This window comes from Pseudomonas sp. LBUM1648 (assembly GCF_059716145.1).
In genome coordinates this window covers 5,107,802-5,123,891 of the sequence record NZ_CP166808.1, presented here as the reverse complement: position 1 = coordinate 5,123,891, position 16,090 = coordinate 5,107,802, and the positions used below count along the sequence as shown (strand labels likewise).

Sequence of the window (16,090 nt, the reverse complement as noted above, 5' to 3'; positions counted from 1 at the left end):
CTTGCGCACGTGATCATTTCAGCCGGCCTTTTTCTTCGCCGCACGCGCCTGCTTGAGCAAAAACTGATTGTCCGTGGTGCCCATTTCTTTGTATTGGGCAACCATAGCCTGGGTGCGTGCAATGTTGCTCAGTGTGGCGCTGTGCAAATCGCGCATGCCTGAGCGAGTGATGGGGGTAAGGGTTTCTCTGGATGTCAGGTTGTTGACGTTGGGCAGTAATCTGGCTGGATTGACGGTGTCTGTACCGTGCGCATCAAAGGCATTTTCGGCCCAGGCGAAACGTTGCTCGACCGCCGCTTTCCAGTCGGTCAGCATTTTTTCGATTTTTTCGATCTTCACCGGATCCAGTCGGTTCTTGATGTCCTCAGCCTCAATGGCTCTCGAAAACAGATTCAGGAAGTGGGGGATGATCGATATCCATGAGGCCATGACACGGTTCATGACGAATTCAGGATTGAGTACGGAATTGAGCGCCGGGTGAATCAGTTGCTCTTTCATGTCTGTCCACGAATTGATCTCGTTGACGGCATCACCGATGCCCAATCGCTCGTCAATTGCGCTCACTGACATTTTTGAGGTTTGCGGTATGAGCGGACCGAGCCCCAGTCCGACACCTTCCATCACCGGAGCGATCATGCCGCCGCCGATTTCGCCGCCCAGGTTGCCCCCGATTATCCCTCCACCCGTCAGATAAGGCGTTGGTTGAGGCAAGCCGGGTACTGCGAGGTCGAACGCTTCGGCACCGGCATTGCCTGCCTTGTAGGTCGCGCCAAACCAGTTAATACCTTCGACAACGGTGTTCAGCACCATTGTTTTGAAGTAGCTCTGGGGGGGATGAAGGATGTTATGGAATTGATCCATGGTCTGCTGGGAGTGCCCATTGACGGCTTCCAAGAACTGCGACGTCAACATGATCACGGCTTCCGCTCGGGTATTTCCGTCAGGATCGATAAATCGCATCGGGTTGTTCCCCACAAACCCATAAAGGTTCAAGCCATCGGCCTGCGATGGGTCGGCGCTGATCCAGCGCTGCAGCCAGGGCGCGTAAAAGCGTGCGCCGTAGTAATACAAACCGCTGACATCCATTTCCTTGCCCGAATAGCGGACGAATTTGTAACTCACCTCAATGGCCGATGCTGTGGCCATCCACGCCGTGGCGCCGAATGGGTAATAGCCTTCGTGGCTGATCACCTGTGCGCTCTGATCCAGTTCCATGACGCAGGAACCCAGGTGATCGTCGAGGCTGTAGCGCAGCTGATTGTCGTCGATGCCGCGCGGCGGATTTTTTGCCCAATGCAGGCAGCGTGCGTTGCCGACGCTGATGACGTGCAGTTCTTCGCCGTTGTCTTTGTTGCGAATCTCCAGGCCCGGCAAGTAGCGCACCTGATGAAAGTGTTCGGCGCTATCGGTAAAGAATTCATGCCGTTTGAACACCCGTGCGCCCTGGCTGTAGCGGTAATGTTCGGCATCATCGCGACCGCCTTCGCGGTGTATCAGGGTCACGCCTTGCAGTTCGTCGCGGGCGTTCCATTGCAGGGGCTGGCCGGGTTGTCCGGCTAGCCAGTTGCCGTGGCGGTCAAACAAGGTGTCGAACACGGGATCGGGGTCGCCCGGTTTCCAGCGCACCCCGCGATTGCTTTGCGGATCAATGCGCATCTCCCGTGTCTGGTTGGCGCCAGCACGTACGTGGCTCAACTCGATCAGGTTGCCACCGGAGTCGTAGTGGTAAGTCTGGGTGTAGTTGAGGCGGTTATTCGGGTCGCTCGGCTGCGGCAGTCCCGGAATGTCCGAGAGCGGGCCGTCGTCATAACCGCTGGCGCTGGTCAGTCGGTACAGCGAGTCGTAGGTGAAGTCGCGGTGACCATCGACCACCTGGTTGGCGAAGTAAACCGGCTTGAAGGCGTGATCCTCAATACGCAGAAGGTTGCCGACGCGGTCGTAAAAATATTCGAAGTCTTGCAGCACCGGCCCGGCGTCTTGGCGGCTGGACTGCGTGCGCAAGCGGCCATCGGCCGGGTCGTACGCCCAGTAGCTGTGCACATGGTTACCGGCCAGTTGCTCGATGATCTGTCCGCTGGCGTTGTACTGCGCATCGAGCAACGGCGTTTGCCAGTCTGGCTCGCCATTGACCAGCAGCTTCACCTGCTGAAGCTGCCCGGAGCGACCGTGGAACGATTGCTGGCGATGCCCGCCGGCGTCGATCTGTTCCAGCGTTGCGCCGAGCGCATTGAAAGACCGGCGACTGGTGAACGCTGCGCCATCGTGAAAAGTGCGGGTGTCTGCCAGTGGCTGGCCGCCCAGGGCAAAGCTGTCCGTGCGCAGCGTACCGGAGCGATCTTGCTGCTTTAGCAACTGCCCGCGCAGATTGTATTGCTTGTCGGCGGTGGCATCGGCATAGGTAAAAAGATCGACGCCTGCTTCGCCGTTTTCCTCGAGCGCCACCACCCGCAACTGAGCGTCGAAAGTCGTGTGCCAATGGTTGCCGCGCGCGTCCCAGCGCTCCAGCGGTTCACCCGCCAGCCCCGGCAGATTCAGGCGCCAGCCGGCGTCGACACTGTCGACTTTCAGCACTTGGCCAGCCAACCCGTAAACCGTTGATAGGTTCGGCTCGGACAAGCGCGGGTCCCATTGCGCCACGCTGCGTCCATTCACGTCGTGACGCTGACGGGTTATCAGCGCAGTCACGGGTTCACCGGCAACGCTGCGCAAATATTCGATCTGACGAACTGCCAGACCCCGGCCCTCACTCACCGTGAGTGAGGGCGTGCGCCAATGCACGGAGGCGTTCAACGCCGTGATGTCCGCTTCGGCGGCACCGGTTCAGCGGTGTCGTTGAAGTCTTCGCTGGCGTGGTACCACGGATGATAGGTCTCGCGAGAGAAGTCGCCCTTGGCGTTGAGCAATTTGACCGCACGCCCCAACGGGTCATAGAACAGCTGATCGAAGTACCCCAGATCGTGCAGCGACTGGTCGTTGATGTAACCGTGGGCATTGGCAATAAACGGCCGGAACTGGCGCACCGCCAAGCCTTTGTTGTTGTATTCGACACGCTCGCTGACGCGCCACCGTGGATTGGCTTGTACTTCAACGAACTTGCCGTCTTCAACGATCAGCGAGCCGTCGGTGTCCACCGCATAGGCCAGGCCGGGTTCAACCAACTGCTGGGATTGCAGCGCTCGACCAAAGCCGTCGACGCAGGCCTTGGTGATGTGGATCTGTGCCGGCACGGCGTCATCGGGGTAGCGGTCGGCGCTGAGGACGACGCTGTGTACCGGTTCGCGTCGGGTTGTTGCGATCGCCTCGCGCAAGTTCTGTTCTGTCGCCGTCAGATTGCCGATTCGCGCGAGTCGCCGGCGGGCGCTGGCACGAATATGGCCGCTGGGCAGGAGGTAACCGTTGGCGATCCATTCGCCGCTGGCGCGGTTGTCGGGCGGGATCTGCCCCATCCAGCTGAACAAGTCCTTGCGCAAGGTGCTGGCGGCTTTTTGCAGCGCCTCTTGCGGATCGTCAATCGCGGTATCCGGTCGATGGTCTTCGGGGCGGCGGTATTCGCTCAACGGTTTGAAACCGGCAGGCATCCCGTTTTCCGTACCGTGGAAACTGGTGGCCAGTGGTTGGCCGGAGGGTTCGTAAATCGCCTCCTCGACATTCTCGTTGGCATCGATGATACGCAGCGGTTGCAGCGCGTGGTAGTCGTATTCGACCTGGGTGGTGCAACCATCCGGCAACTCGACGCGGGTGATCGCCAGCCGATAGTCGTCGTATTCGGCGAGGGTTACGCCATGGCTCGGGGTTTCGTGGTAGCCGTGTACCTGGTGAAACCCTTTGAGGTCGGCGTACTCGGCGTAGCCGAATGTCGATGACCATAGATTTTCTTCGGCATCGTCCGGCTCTACCTCAAACAGCAACTGCATGGCGGTGTAACCGATTTTTTTCAGTTCGACACGGATATCGAACGGCGGCGGCAGCACGTTGTAGGCGTCCAGTGCGGTCTTGTCCAACTGCGCCAATTCCAGTGGCCCGGCCAGTGCTTCGAACTCGGCGACACCGTCGTCCAGCGGCGAGCCGTCCGCCTGCACATAACGCTGCACCGACTGTGTCGTCAGGACTCGTTGAGTGTTCCAGTGCGGCGAATCCTGATGCAAAGCCAGTTGCTCGAAACACACCTCACTCGCGGACAGTCCCTCAGGCAGTGGGCCTTTTGGCAAGACCAGCGCGTTGCCACGCTGTTGCCAGGGCAGGCCCAGTCGCCACTGTTGGGGATTACTGTCGAGGTTGATGTATCGCGCGCGGGTTTCGCTGATGTAGAAGGATTGCTGCGCCTCGTCATGAGCGTCGCGCCACCACTGTTGTTCATCGGGATCGCTGAACGGCGGCGTGTCCGAGTCGACAAGCCTGCGGGCGTAGCTCACGGCCAACGCATGGGTCGACAGACCGAAGTCGTTCCAGCGCAGATTGACCTCATGACGGCACAGCGGATCGTCGATAAACCGGTCGTACTGGTAGCTGATTTTTTCCAGTACCAACGGCAGCAATACCGCGGCCGCATATGGCCCTTTGGGCCGGACTTCGCGCACCAGATAACGTAGCTCTTGCACCGCATAAGGCGTGGCAATGCCAGGCTGATCCATATCCGCATCGGCATAGGTTTCGATGCGGGTGATCGAGCCGACCAGCGCTCGGGCTATCTGGTATTGACTGTCAGCGTCATGCGGCGAGATGGGCTCATCGATTTCGTCGCCGGCGTGGTAACGGCTGAACAGTGTGGTGCCCAGTGCGACGGCTTGCGCATCCTCATTGAAATAGCTATCACGCGCCCGATCCATTGACTGCCCGGTGTGGAACCAGGTGCAGACCCGAACCGGTTCGCTGAAGCCGACGTCATCATCGCCCGTGGCGCTTTCACTATCGGTTTGCTGCAACAGTCCGAAACCGCGGAACTCGCGTTCCTGGCCGTCGTAAACCCCTTCGCACCAAGTGAAAGACTGGGTCAGGCAGTTGCCGGTGACTTCATCCAGTTGCAGTTGTTTTTTGACCACCGCCACCGGGAACGGCAAGTGCGAAACCGGCAGACGCTTGAGCTTGAGCATCCGCTGTTTTTCATCCAGCCATTCCTGGGCGGAACTGCGATACACCACACTGGCGCTGCAACCCATGTTGTTGTTGCTGGCCGTCAGCAAATAGGGTTTGGCCGCGACGAAATCGTAGCGCCAGTGCTGCGGTGCGAGGTGCGGCACCGTCAGTATCAGGCTGGCACAGCCCAAACCTTGCAGGTCGGCGAAGCTCACCTGGCACAGGCGGTCATAACGCACACCTTGCGGCCAGGGCACGATCACCGGGATCTGTTCCAGCCCGTTGCCGCCGCGGTTCAGATAGATCTCGAACACATCGGACTTCAGATAGATCAGCGCCGGTGCCCCACAGCCATCGAGGTCGGCGAGGCGTACCCGCGATGAATCGAATTGCTCGTATGTGAAGGGCAGGTCACTGATCTTGTGACCTTCACCAAACCGGCCGTGACCCAGGTTCGGCCAGCAGCGGATTTCGTCATGACGAATGCGGCACAGTTCGGGCATGTCGCTGCCCAGCAGATTGCCGAGCAGCACCAGTTCAGTGGGCGAGTCGCTGAATAATGGCAAGCGGTCATCGGGTGGTGAATGCGGCACCTCTTCGGCCCGGGCGAACCCTTGCTCTCGCTGGTTGGCGTACAGGCGCACCGAGTTCGGGCCGATCAGGGCAATCGAGCTGAGGCCGTCACCGCTGAGATCCGCCAGTTGCACCAGCGTGTGGAAAAACTCCAGCGGAAACGCGTTGAACGGCACGAAATCGGCGAAGTTGCGTTGCGCATTCAGCGTGCGAAACCCGCTGGCGCCTGGTTGTGCGGTGATCCAGTCGAGACGTCCGTCACCGGTCAGATCGGTCAGCCATTGCATTACCGGCCGATTGCGATCAGCCAGCGGAATCCTGTCCAGCGCAGTCCATGGTCCATAGCTGATTTCATCACCACCTACTTTTGCGCGTAGCGGTTCGCGGTAGTACCAGCCTTGGTCATAGCGGCAGAGAAACCCCGGCACGCCTTCGCCGTAGAGGTCAACGCACTGGTAGAACCCGCCGTCTTCGACGCCCGGTTGCGTGTCTGTTGCCAGCAGGCGTGTCGGGGTTTTATTGATTTCGAAGGCTGAGTAGTCGAACTCCACCGGCGGCGTGTTTTCCACGTAACCGCTGGCATCGAAGGCTTGATAGTGGGCGGCGCTGATCTGACTGAACGCCCACTGCGTCATTCTTTGAAGGTCGTGATATTCCAGCAGCAGACGCCGAACCAGCAGAGGTTTGTCGCCCGGGGCTGTGGGGAAGTGATGAAACATCAGTACTTGCCGACAGAGCCGACGGGTGCCCACTTCAAAGCCCTGGCCATAGGTTGAAAAGGGATCCGGGCGCAGAGGCCACGGCAACAGTGTGGCGCCGTCGTAAACCGGGACTTCAGTCAGCGACGTAGTGCGCTCGCCGTAGTCGAAGATCAGCTGAAAATGCCAATCCGGTTGGGCCGCGTCCTCCGCCTCCCAGGCATACAATTTCTTGCTCGCCGTGAAGTTGCCGTAGCACACCCGCTCCAGATAGCGCTGGGCGCTGTAGTCATGGATCGGGTCGGGATCCTGATCATCGGCCTTGTACCGATAACAGATGTGTTCGCCGCGCGTGTTCATGCTTTCGCAGAGTAGCCAGGCGCCGACACGGCCCTGAGCCTGTGGGTCTTCACGGCGTGAGGCGGCTGTTTTGCCGTAGACGTGCAACGAACCATCGGCACCGTGTATCAGCCAGAAACCAGGCGTTGCGGCCTCCTTCGAAGCAGGCTCTCGTTGCCAGTATTCACGCAGGGAAAAGTCCGCTTCAACCCGTGGCCAGTAGCGCACCACACGGTGTAGGCCGATGTTCTCGCCGTCATAAGTGGATTCATGGCGGGACTTGATTGTGCCGTCGGCTTCCAGCTCCGGCATCCACACTTCGCCGTCATGGCCGATGATCTCGTCGTGTTCGGTATAGCGCGGTACGCCCTTGTTGGTGCGCCGGCTGATCTGACTGAGGGCAAGTCCCCAGCCAATCCCGAACGAGCCGTTACCGGTCTGGCTGCTGTAAGTCAGCGACAGTTGCGGATCCCAGCCACGCCCGGCGGACAGTGGCATCGGCAGCTCGAACGACGCTGCGCCGGTCGGCCCGACGGCCCCCCAACTTTTGCCGATGGTGGCAATCGACGAACTCTTGGCAATGGAAGGTGTGGTGATGTTCAGTTCCTGATCGGCCATGGTCTTGTCCGTTGCGCACGCGGAGGGCGAGGGTGGATAGACGCTAGCAACAATCAGGCGCGAGGTAACCTGTCAGACCTGACAGGTGCGCAAGACCGATTTGTATGCATGGGCGATGTTTTTATCGCCAAATCATTGAATAAACAAAAAGGCCGGCCCGTCGTATGACGGGCCGGCCTTTTTTACAGCGTTAAAGCGCTTACTGCACTTCGACCGCCAGGCTTTCGCTGATCTTCTGTTGCCAGATCGCAGGACCGGTGATGTGTACCGACTCACCGTTGCTGTCCACCGCTACGGTGACCGGCATGTCCTTGACCTCAAACTCGTAGATCGCTTCCATGCCCAGTTCGGCGAATGCCAGCACCTTGGACTTCTTGATGGCCTGGGCCACCAGATAAGCGGCGCCGCCAACGGCCATCAGGTACACAGCCTTGTTGTCCTTGATCGCTTCGATTGCGGTCGGGCCGCGCTCGGACTTGCCGATCATGCCCAGCAGGCCGGTTTGTTCAAGGATCTGACGGGTGAACTTGTCCATCCGCGTGGCGGTGGTCGGGCCAGCCGGGCCAACCACTTCGTCACCGACCGGATCAACCGGGCCGACGTAGTAGATGAAGCGACCTTTCAGATCGACCGGCAGGGTTTCACCTTTGTTGAGCATCTCGACCATGCGCTTGTGCGCCGCGTCGCGACCGGTGAGCATCTTGCCGTTGAGCAGCACGGTTTCGCCCGGCTTCCAGCTCTGCACGTCTTCCGGGGTCAGCGTGTCGAGGTTGACGCGACGGGCCGACGGGCCGGCTTCCCAGACGATTTCCGGGTAGGCGTCCAGCGGTGGCGCTTCCAGCGAGGCCGGGCCGGAACCGTCGAGCACGAAGTGCGCGTGACGGGTGGCAGCGCAGTTCGGGATCATGCACACCGGCAGCGAAGCGGCGTGGGTCGGGTAATCCATGATCTTCACGTCGAGCACGGTGGTCAGGCCACCGAGGCCCTGGGCGCCGATGCCCAACTGGTTGACCTTCTCGAACAGTTCCAGACGCATTTCTTCAATGCGGTTCTGTGGGCCACGGGCCTTCAGCTCGTGAATGTCGATGGATTCCATCAACACTTCTTTAGCCATGACAGCGGCTTTCTCGGCGGTGCCGCCGATGCCGATGCCCAGCATGCCCGGTGGGCACCAGCCGGCGCCCATGGTCGGAACGGTCTTGAGCACCCAGTCAACGATCGAGTCGGACGGGTTGAGCATGGCCATTTTCGACTTGTTCTCGGAACCGCCGCCCTTGGCCGCTACGTCCACTTCCACGGTGTTGCCCGGGACGATGGAGTAGTGGATGACCGCCGGAGTGTTGTCCTTGGTGTTTTTACGAGCGCCCGCCGGGTCGGCGAGGATCGAAGCACGCAGGACGTTTTCCGGCAGGTTGTAGGCGCGACGCACGCCTTCGTTGATCATGTCGTCCAGGCCCATGGTGGCGCCATCCCAACGCACGTCCATACCTACGCGGACAAACACGGTAACGATACCGGTGTCCTGGCAGATCGGCCGGTGGCCGGTGGCGCACATGCGCGAGTTGATCAGGATCTGCGCCATCGAGTCACGGGCCGCTGGCGATTCTTCGCGCAGGTAGGCTTCGTGCATCGCCTGGATGAAATCCACGGGGTGGTAATAGGAAATGAACTGTAGGGCGTCGGCAACGCTCTGAATCAGGTCGTCTTGCTTGATCACGGTCATGAGTCGCGCTCCTCTAAAAGACGGGAACATTCAATAAGGTGCCTGCGGCTTGGGTGTATCGGTCGGTCGCAAGCACCTTTCAAGGCACGCCGGGGCTGCTGGCGCGACGCTAAAAAGGCGCGGCAGTATAACGCGCATCAAAGGGGCGTACACGCGCAGGTAGTCATTCGTTGGTCGCATGGTTGGGCGAATATCGGACATCGGGTTTCACGTCTACATCGCCCGCTCAGCCCAGCCCTCTCCCTTGGGAGAGGGAGCCGATCCTCATGCTGTTCAAAAATGTGAGTCGGGCTCAGACAACTTGGGGGGAAGGGGAGCCGATTTGTGTCGTTTTCAAAACCTCGATTCGGCTCGGTATTTCAGGTCGGTGTAGCTTGTGAGAACCACGCGATCAGTCCCCTCTCCCACCGGGAGAGGGCTAGGGTGAGGGGCTTTTGAGGCCACACTTTTGACGTCAAATTTCGAGCCCGAAAATCGGTGGTCATTTATCGACTACGCCACTAAAGTGGCAGCCGGTCTGTAGAGTAGGACACTCGGTCAGCCTCCAATCGCACGGTGAGTCAACGATTGACCCATAACGCCATTCAACGTCTTTTGCTCAAACGCTTTGCCCTCGCTGCAGCCACCTATGGATTGGCTTTGGTGCTGTTGTGGCTGGCGTTTTTCACCGGGCATTACGACCAATCCTTGAGCACAGTGACCATCGGCAGCGCGCTGGTGGTGATCACTCAGGCCATCCTGTTCGGCCTGTTCTGGTCCGGCCGTAACCTGCGTTTTGCCGATCCCAGCCTGACCGAAGCGCAAGTGCTGCTCGGGCTCGGCTGGCAGACCTGGCTGATCGCCCATCTGGATGAAGCACGCAGCGCGTTTCTGGTGTTCTACGTGCTGATCCTGTTATTCGGTCTGTTTCATCTGAGTCGGCGGGCGTTTATTCGCTGTGCGCTGCTGGTGTTCTTCAGTTTCTGCGCAATTACCCTGTGGGACGGCTATCACATGCGCTTGCCGGAACCGGCGCTCGCAGCCTTGCAAGTGTGCGTCCTGGCGATGGTGCTGGCGTGGCTGGTGATTTACGCACGTTTCGTCCAGGTCTCGCGCCAACGCATGCGCCAGCGTCGCTTTGCCTTGCAGGCGCATCAGGACACCCTGCGCGGGATGATGCGCCAGCTTGAAGACCTGGTCGCCACCGACGAACTGACCGGCCTGTTCAATCGCCGGCATTTTCTGCGCCTGGCCTCGCGTGAACTGAATGCGATGGACAGCGACGTGTTGCACGGTCTGGCGCTGATCGACCTCGACCATTTCAAGCGCATCAACGACCTGCACGGCCATGCCGCCGGCGATCAGGTGTTGCAAGCCTTTGCCGGCGTTGCTCAAGCATGCCTGCGCGACGGCGATGTGCTGGCGCGTTATGGTGGTGAGGAATTCGTGGTGTTGCTGCCCGACTGCGACGCCGAACGCCTTACGGCTTGTTGTGAACGGCTGCGCATCGCCTTTACCGACGTCGAACTGATCGGTCTGAACGTGCGAGATCTCAGCCTCTCGGCCGGCATGACCTTATTGGCGCTGGACGATGATCTGGACGACGCCTTGCAGCGCGCCGATCAGGCGCTCTATCGAGCCAAGCGTGACGGGCGCAACCGCTGTGCGGCCGCGTGGGAGAACGTCGATGCCTGAACTTCGCGTCGGTGAACGGCACTGGTCGGTGGCGGCGGGCAGCAATCTGCTCGATGCACTCAACCAGAACGGCGTGGCTGTGCCCTACAGTTGTCGCGCCGGCAGTTGCCATGCCTGCCTGGTGCAGTGCGTACAAGGCCTGCCGGCAGATAACCGCCCGGATGCCTTGAGCGCCGAACAGCGTGAGCAGGGTTGGCGGCTGGCCTGCCAGTGTCAGGTGATCGAAGATTTGCAGGTGCACACCTTTGACCCGATCAAGGACGGTCGCCCGGCCGTCGTCGAAGCGCTGGACTGGCTCGGTGACAACGTCCTGCGTCTGCGCCTGACCCCGCAACGGCCCTTGCGCTACAGCGCCGGCCAACATCTGGTGCTGTGGATCGATCACATCGCGCGGCCGTATTCGCTGGCCAGCCTGCCGGAAGAAGACCGCTTTCTTGAGTTTCACCTCGACTGCCGCCAGCCCGGCGAATTCAGCGATGCGGCGCGGCGCTTGCAGATCGGTGACCCGATCCGCCTCGGCGAACTGCGCGGCGGCGCGCTGCATTACGACCCCGACTGGCATGCAAGACCGTTGTGGCTGCTGGCCGCCGGTACAGGTCTGGGCCCTTTGTTCGGTGTGCTGCGTGAAGCCTTGCGCCAGGATCACCAAGGCGCAATCCGCGTCATTCACCTGGCCCATGACGCCGGCGAGCACTATCTGGCCAAACCCCTTGCGGCACTGGCCGCGCAGCGGGAAAACCTGACCGTCGAACGCTGGACGGCGGCCGAGTCGCCCGCCGCTTTGGCGCAACTGCGCCTTGTTTCCCGGCAAACCCTGGCCTTAGTCTGCGGCTCACCGACCAGCGTAGACGCCTTTGCCCGGCGGCTGTACCTCGCTGGACTGCCGCGCAATCAACTGCTGGCCGACGTCTTCCTCAGCCGTGGTTGAGCGCTGATCCATCAGACGCGAGACACGCCATGCCCGAAGCCATCCTGCTGGAACGCGAACGCGGTTTACTGACCCTGCGCCTCAACCGCCCTGACAAGAAAAATGCCCTGACCCGGGCGATGTACAGTCGTCTCGCCGAGGCGCTGAAGAAGGCTGACAGCGATCCTGAAATCAACGCCGTGCTGATCACCGGCAGCGCCGAGTGCTTCACCGCCGGCAACGACATCGCCGACTTCATCCAGCAACCGCCGAGCGATCTCGACAGCCCGGTGTTCCACTTCATGCTCAACTTGCTTGAGTTCCGCAAACCAGTGATCGCTGCCGTGGCCGGGGCGGCGGTGGGGATTGGCACCACGCTGTTGCTGCACTGTGATCTGGTCTACGTCAGCCGTGATGCGCGCCTGCGCATGCCGTTCGTCAACCTTGGTTTGTGCCCGGAGTTCGGCTCCAGCCTGATCCTGCCGCGCTTGCTCGGCCAGGCCAAAGCAGCGGAGTTGTTGTTGCTCGGTGAAGGCTTCAGCGGTGAACAAGCCGCCGAGTGGGGCATTGCCAGCGAAGCGTTGGGCAGCGGCGAAGCGGCACTGGCCAAGGCGCGGGAAATGGCCCTGCGCTTCGATGAGTTGCCGCCCGAAGCCGTGCGCATCAGCAAGCAACTGATGAAAGCGCCGGATCGCGAGCTGATCCGCAAAGTGATCGAAGCGGAGGGCGCGTTGTTCACCCAAAGGCTGCGATCGCCCGAAGCGCTGGCGGCGTTGACCGGGTTTATCAAACGGCACTGAATCTTCGCGGCCTTGCCAGCGATGAGGGCCGAACAGGCGCCGCACCTGTTGGATCAGAATGCAAAAAGCCCCGCCATTCACATGGCGGGGCTTTCGCTTTTCAGCAACCGGTCACTCAGACCTGCGGGTCGCCCACGTGCAGGATCTTCATGCCGTTGGTGCCGCCGGTGGTGTGGTAGCTGTCGCCCTTGGTCAGGATGACCCAGTCGCCTTTTTCCACAACGCCGCGCTTGACCAGTTCGTCGATCGCCTTCTGGCTCACTTCGTGCGGCGGTAGCGATGCCGGGTCGAACGGCACGGTGTACACGCCACGGAACATGGCCGCACGGGCCTGAGTTTCACGGTGCGGAGAGAACGCGTAGATCGGCACCGAAGAACGGATGCGCGACATGATCAACGGCGTGTAGCCACTTTCGGTCAGGGCGATGATCGCTTTGACACCCGGGAAGTGGTTGGCGGTGTACATGGCTGCCAGCGCGATGCTCTGGTCGCAGCTTTCGAACACTTTGCCGATGCGGTGGCTGGAGGTTTTACCGGTCGGATGCTTTTCAGCGCCGACGCAGATGCGCGCCATCGCTTGCACGGCTTCCAGCGGGTACAGGCCTGCGGCGGATTCGGCCGAGAGCATCACGGCGTCGGTGTAGTCGAGCACGGCGTTGGCCACGTCGGACACTTCGGCGCGGGTTGGCATCGGGTTCTGGATCATCGACTCCATCATCTGGGTCGCAACGATCACAGCCTTGTTGTGGCGGCGTGCGTGCAGAATGATTTTCTTCTGAATGCCCACCAGTTCGGCGTCGCCGATTTCCACACCGAGGTCACCACGGGCAACCATCACTGCGTCGGACGCCTTGATCAGGCCGTCGAGGGTTTCGTCGTCGGCCACGGCTTCGGCGCGTTCGATCTTTGCCACCAGCCAGGCAGTACCGCCGGCTTCGTCGCGCAGTTGACGGGCGTATTCCATGTCGGCGGCGTCACGCGGGAAGGACACCGCGAGGTAGTCGACTTCCATTTCGGCGGCGAGCTTGATGTCGGCCTTGTCTTTTTCAGTCAGGGCCGGCGCGGTCAGGCCGCCACCGCGACGGTTGATGCCTTTGTGGTCGGACAGCGGGCCGCCGATGGTCACAGTGCAATGCAGTTCAGTGGCAGTGGCGGTATCAACGCGCATCACGACGCGACCGTCGTCGAGCAGCAGCTCGTCGCCCACGCCGCAGTCTTTCACCAGATCCGGGTAGTCGATGCCGACCACTTGCTGGTTGCCTTCGGTCAACGGATGGCTGGTGGAGAAGGTGAACTGGTCACCGATCTTCAGCTCGATCTTTTTGTTGGCGAATTTGGCGATACGGATTTTCGGGCCTTGCAGGTCACCGAGCAGGGCGACGAAGCGGCCGTGCTTGGCAGCGAGGTCACGCACCAGTTTCGCGCGAGCCTTGTGCTCGTCGGGGGTGCCGTGGGAGAAGTTCAGACGGGCAACGTCCAGACCAGCCAGAATCAGCTGTTCGAGAACTTCCGGCGAGTTACTGGCCGGGCCAAGGGTAGCGACGATTTTGGTACGACGGACGGACATGCAAAGACTCCTGAGTTCAAGCGCTAGCGAAGGCTACTATGCTCGAGGGGTGTAGTCATTGTTCGTTTGCACTACTTTCTATTTTCTTTATTGAACGCGGTAACTTTGGGACAAACGCGCCTGAAGATTTCCGACCAGGGGTCGATACAGAGCACAAGACAGGAGAACCCCCATGCGATTGTTGCCCATTGCCGCCCTTGCCCTCAGCGTCCTCGCCGTCACGGGCTGCACCCGTTGGTCGATGAACCATCATTTGAACAACGCCTACAGCGCCTATGATCGCGGCAATTGCGAGCAGGTGATGCTCGAACTGTCCAAGGTCGAACGCGCCAGCCGTGCCCGCCCGTATGTGTGGCCGGAAGTGTCGATGATGCGCGGCCAGTGCCTGGAACGGCAGAAGCTGTTTGTCGATGCCGCGCAGACCTACCAGTTCATCATCGCCTCGTACCCCAACAGCGAATACGCCTACCGCGCCCGCGCGCGCCTGGAAACCTTGCAGAGCCTGGGCCATTACCCGACCCGCAGTGCCGCAGCCGTGGTGCGTCCGACCCGTTTTTGATGGTGGTTGTCATACAAAAGCTGGCCGGTTGTACAAGCTGAGCTATAGTCGAATGAATCGGGTTTAGAGCCGTGTCTCTAATACCGTGCAACACCTGCGACTGGCCAGTTGTCAGGTGACGGCGATTTAGCGACCGTCACACCGGAAGCGGGGAGAGCGTGCCTGCCATACAGGTGCGTTCCGAAGCAAAGGTGCGGCTCTGTGATGGAGCCTTGCATGGCGAACTGCGCATGTTTACCGACCGCCGGATTGAACGGCATCAGCTGCCGTACTTCCTCAGAGTGTTCAACAGCGTCACCGACAAACCCATCGGCTTTCTCGGCAATGTGTCCGAAGACGGGCTGATGCTCATCAGCCAGTTGCCGATGATGATCGGTGCGGATTTCCATTTGCGTCTGAAGATCCCCTGCGGCGATGGCTGCCAGCAGGTGATCGATCTGGCTGCCTGCTGCCTTTGGTGCCACGAAGACGCGACCCCGCTGCACTACGACGCCGGCTTCAGCCTGCAACGACCGCCGGTGGAATACGGGCAACTGGTCGAGGCGCTACGGCAATACTTCAGTTTTCAGCCGTTGCCGGCTTCGGCCTGAGTTCTGCGGCGCCTTCACCATTGCAATCGCTGGCAAGCCAGCTCCCAAAGGGTTTGCGTCGTTCACTGATGTTGTGTCCGCTCGCTGAACCTGTGGGAGCGGGCTTGCCCGCGATGGCGTCAGTTCAGGCGCCGCATGGTTAACGATCAGGTAACGGCAATCGCCCGCTCGTTATCCAGCGCCTGCTCCGCCAGCAACAACCCCATTTCGCTCAATTGATAAATCGCCATCGCCAGATGTCGCGGCTTGTCGTCCAGGCTGTCCGCCAGATCCAGCAGCAGAATGCTCACCGACGAAAACGTCTCGTACGTCTGAATGGCCACGGCTTCGGGGTTGAGGTCGGGGGCGACCCTGAACATTTGCATGCCGCGATCAACGGAATTGCGCGGGTCGGGTTTCGGTTTGAGGTAATGGTCGAGGGCTTTTTCGGCGGCCTCGTGGAGTTTTTTTGATTCGGCGGATTTGTAGGGTGAAACCGAGTCGGTTTCGGGGGGATTCGGCGTGTCTTTGAACATGATCGTATTTCCTTTTAATGGAGCTGCCACCGTCTCGCGACTAAACGAGGGGGTGGCGGCTGGACGCAGGTTAGTCGACCGGGAGGAATACGAAAAAACCGGCGCGCCCGAGGGCGCCCTGCGCACAGCCACCATCGAGTGCGGGGATAGGGATTACCCGACTTGATGACGCTTATGCACCTTCATATACCTACCGGGCGACTAAACCCGACCACTGATTGGCAGCGGCACGGATCAAGTTACGGGGCATCAGCAAGGCGCACAAGCCGGCGGATTCTGAGGGATCTGTAGGCAATGGCGCAAGGCGCTGTAGTTTGCTGCGAGTGTCGGCGTAGGCTCGCGAAGTGGTATAGGTTTTGGTTATCAAATGGCCGTTTGCTAGATGAAACAGGTCTTTTGAACTGTCAGATCTGACAGTGGTTGGTCTTTGGGAAGGTAAGTATGTTTAGCGCAA

The 16,090-nt window shown here is 60.3% G+C and carries 10 protein-coding genes; 5 read left to right on the top strand and 5 right to left on the bottom strand.

The genetic code is table 11. From position 1 onward, the window contains the following. Positions 1-18: 18 nt before the first annotated feature. From ACA043_RS23210 to ACA043_RS23200, 3 genes are all read right to left on the bottom strand, one after another. Positions 19-2,790, bottom strand: a complete 2,772-nt coding sequence (locus ACA043_RS23210) for an RHS repeat domain-containing protein (protein ID WP_497657995.1) — start codon at positions 2,788-2,790, stop codon at positions 19-21. After that, complete coding sequence (locus ACA043_RS23205; protein WP_497657994.1) at positions 2,787-7,301, bottom strand: SpvB/TcaC N-terminal domain-containing protein; 4,515 nt, start codon at positions 7,299-7,301, stop codon at positions 2,787-2,789. Before ACA043_RS23205 ends, ACA043_RS23210 begins: the two co-directional genes overlap by 4 nt. Before the next feature lie 199 nt (positions 7,302-7,500). Further along, the gene (locus tag ACA043_RS23200) at positions 7,501-9,024 is read right to left on the bottom strand and encodes a fumarate hydratase (RefSeq protein ID WP_133340783.1); all 1,524 of its coding nucleotides are present in this window, start codon (positions 9,022-9,024) and stop codon (positions 7,501-7,503) included. 567 nt (positions 9,025-9,591) lie between these two features. On the opposite strand from ACA043_RS23200, the gene ACA043_RS23195 reads away from it, so the two are divergent. Genes ACA043_RS23195 through ACA043_RS23185 form a run of 3 tightly spaced genes read left to right on the top strand, consistent with a single transcriptional unit; the run spans position 9,592 to position 12,405 of the window. Further along, positions 9,592-10,698 carry a GGDEF domain-containing protein gene (locus ACA043_RS23195; RefSeq protein WP_489878857.1) on the top strand — a complete coding sequence of 369 codons (1,107 nt, stop codon included), beginning with the start codon at positions 9,592-9,594 and terminating at the stop codon, positions 10,696-10,698. Continuing rightward, positions 10,691-11,626, top strand: a complete 936-nt coding sequence (locus ACA043_RS23190; protein ID WP_497657993.1) for an iron-sulfur-binding ferredoxin reductase — start codon at positions 10,691-10,693, stop codon at positions 11,624-11,626. The genes ACA043_RS23195 and ACA043_RS23190 overlap by 8 nt, the downstream gene beginning before the upstream one ends. Before the next feature lie 29 nt (positions 11,627-11,655). Beyond that, a complete protein-coding gene (locus tag ACA043_RS23185; protein WP_497657992.1) occupies positions 11,656-12,405 on the top strand; it encodes an enoyl-CoA hydratase-related protein in 750 nt (249 codons plus the stop codon). A gap of 115 nt (positions 12,406-12,520) precedes the next feature. On the opposite strand, the gene pyk is transcribed toward ACA043_RS23185, so the two are convergent. Beyond that, complete coding sequence (pyk, locus tag ACA043_RS23180) at positions 12,521-13,972, bottom strand: pyruvate kinase (protein WP_187678108.1); 1,452 nt, start codon at positions 13,970-13,972, stop codon at positions 12,521-12,523. 172 nt (positions 13,973-14,144) lie between these two features. Between pyk and ACA043_RS23175 the strand changes: the two genes are divergently transcribed. Continuing rightward, a complete protein-coding gene (locus tag ACA043_RS23175; protein WP_401268686.1) occupies positions 14,145-14,531 on the top strand; it encodes a tetratricopeptide repeat protein in 387 nt (128 codons plus the stop codon). Positions 14,532-14,761: 230 nt separating this feature from the next. Further along, positions 14,762-15,121 carry a PilZ domain-containing protein gene (locus tag ACA043_RS23170; protein WP_187678107.1) on the top strand — a complete coding sequence of 120 codons (360 nt, stop codon included), beginning with the start codon at positions 14,762-14,764 and terminating at the stop codon, positions 15,119-15,121. A 146-nt stretch (positions 15,122-15,267) separates the two neighbouring features. Here the strand turns inward: ACA043_RS23170 and ACA043_RS23165 are convergent, their stop codons facing one another. Next, the gene (locus tag ACA043_RS23165) at positions 15,268-15,636 is read right to left on the bottom strand and encodes a DUF6124 family protein (protein WP_401268683.1); all 369 of its coding nucleotides are present in this window, start codon (positions 15,634-15,636) and stop codon (positions 15,268-15,270) included. Between the last annotated feature and the right edge of the window lie 454 nt (positions 15,637-16,090).

Coding starts and splice junctions, on each gene's coding strand:
- pyk (WP_187678108.1), bottom strand. CDS start 13,972: ATGTCCGTCCGTCGTACCAAAATCGTCGCTACCCTTGGCCCGGCCAGT.
- ACA043_RS23205 (WP_497657994.1), bottom strand. CDS start 7,301: ATGGCCGATCAGGAACTGAACATCACCACACCTTCCATTGCCAAGAGT.
- ACA043_RS23200 (WP_133340783.1), bottom strand. CDS start 9,024: ATGACCGTGATCAAGCAAGACGACCTGATTCAGAGCGTTGCCGACGCC.
- ACA043_RS23165 (WP_401268683.1), bottom strand. CDS start 15,636: ATGTTCAAAGACACGCCGAATCCCCCCGAAACCGACTCGGTTTCACCC.
- ACA043_RS23185 (WP_497657992.1), top strand. CDS start 11,656: ATGCCCGAAGCCATCCTGCTGGAACGCGAACGCGGTTTACTGACCCTG.
- ACA043_RS23170 (WP_187678107.1), top strand. CDS start 14,762: ATGTTTACCGACCGCCGGATTGAACGGCATCAGCTGCCGTACTTCCTC.
- ACA043_RS23175 (WP_401268686.1), top strand. CDS start 14,145: ATGCGATTGTTGCCCATTGCCGCCCTTGCCCTCAGCGTCCTCGCCGTC.
- ACA043_RS23190 (WP_497657993.1), top strand. CDS start 10,691: ATGCCTGAACTTCGCGTCGGTGAACGGCACTGGTCGGTGGCGGCGGGC.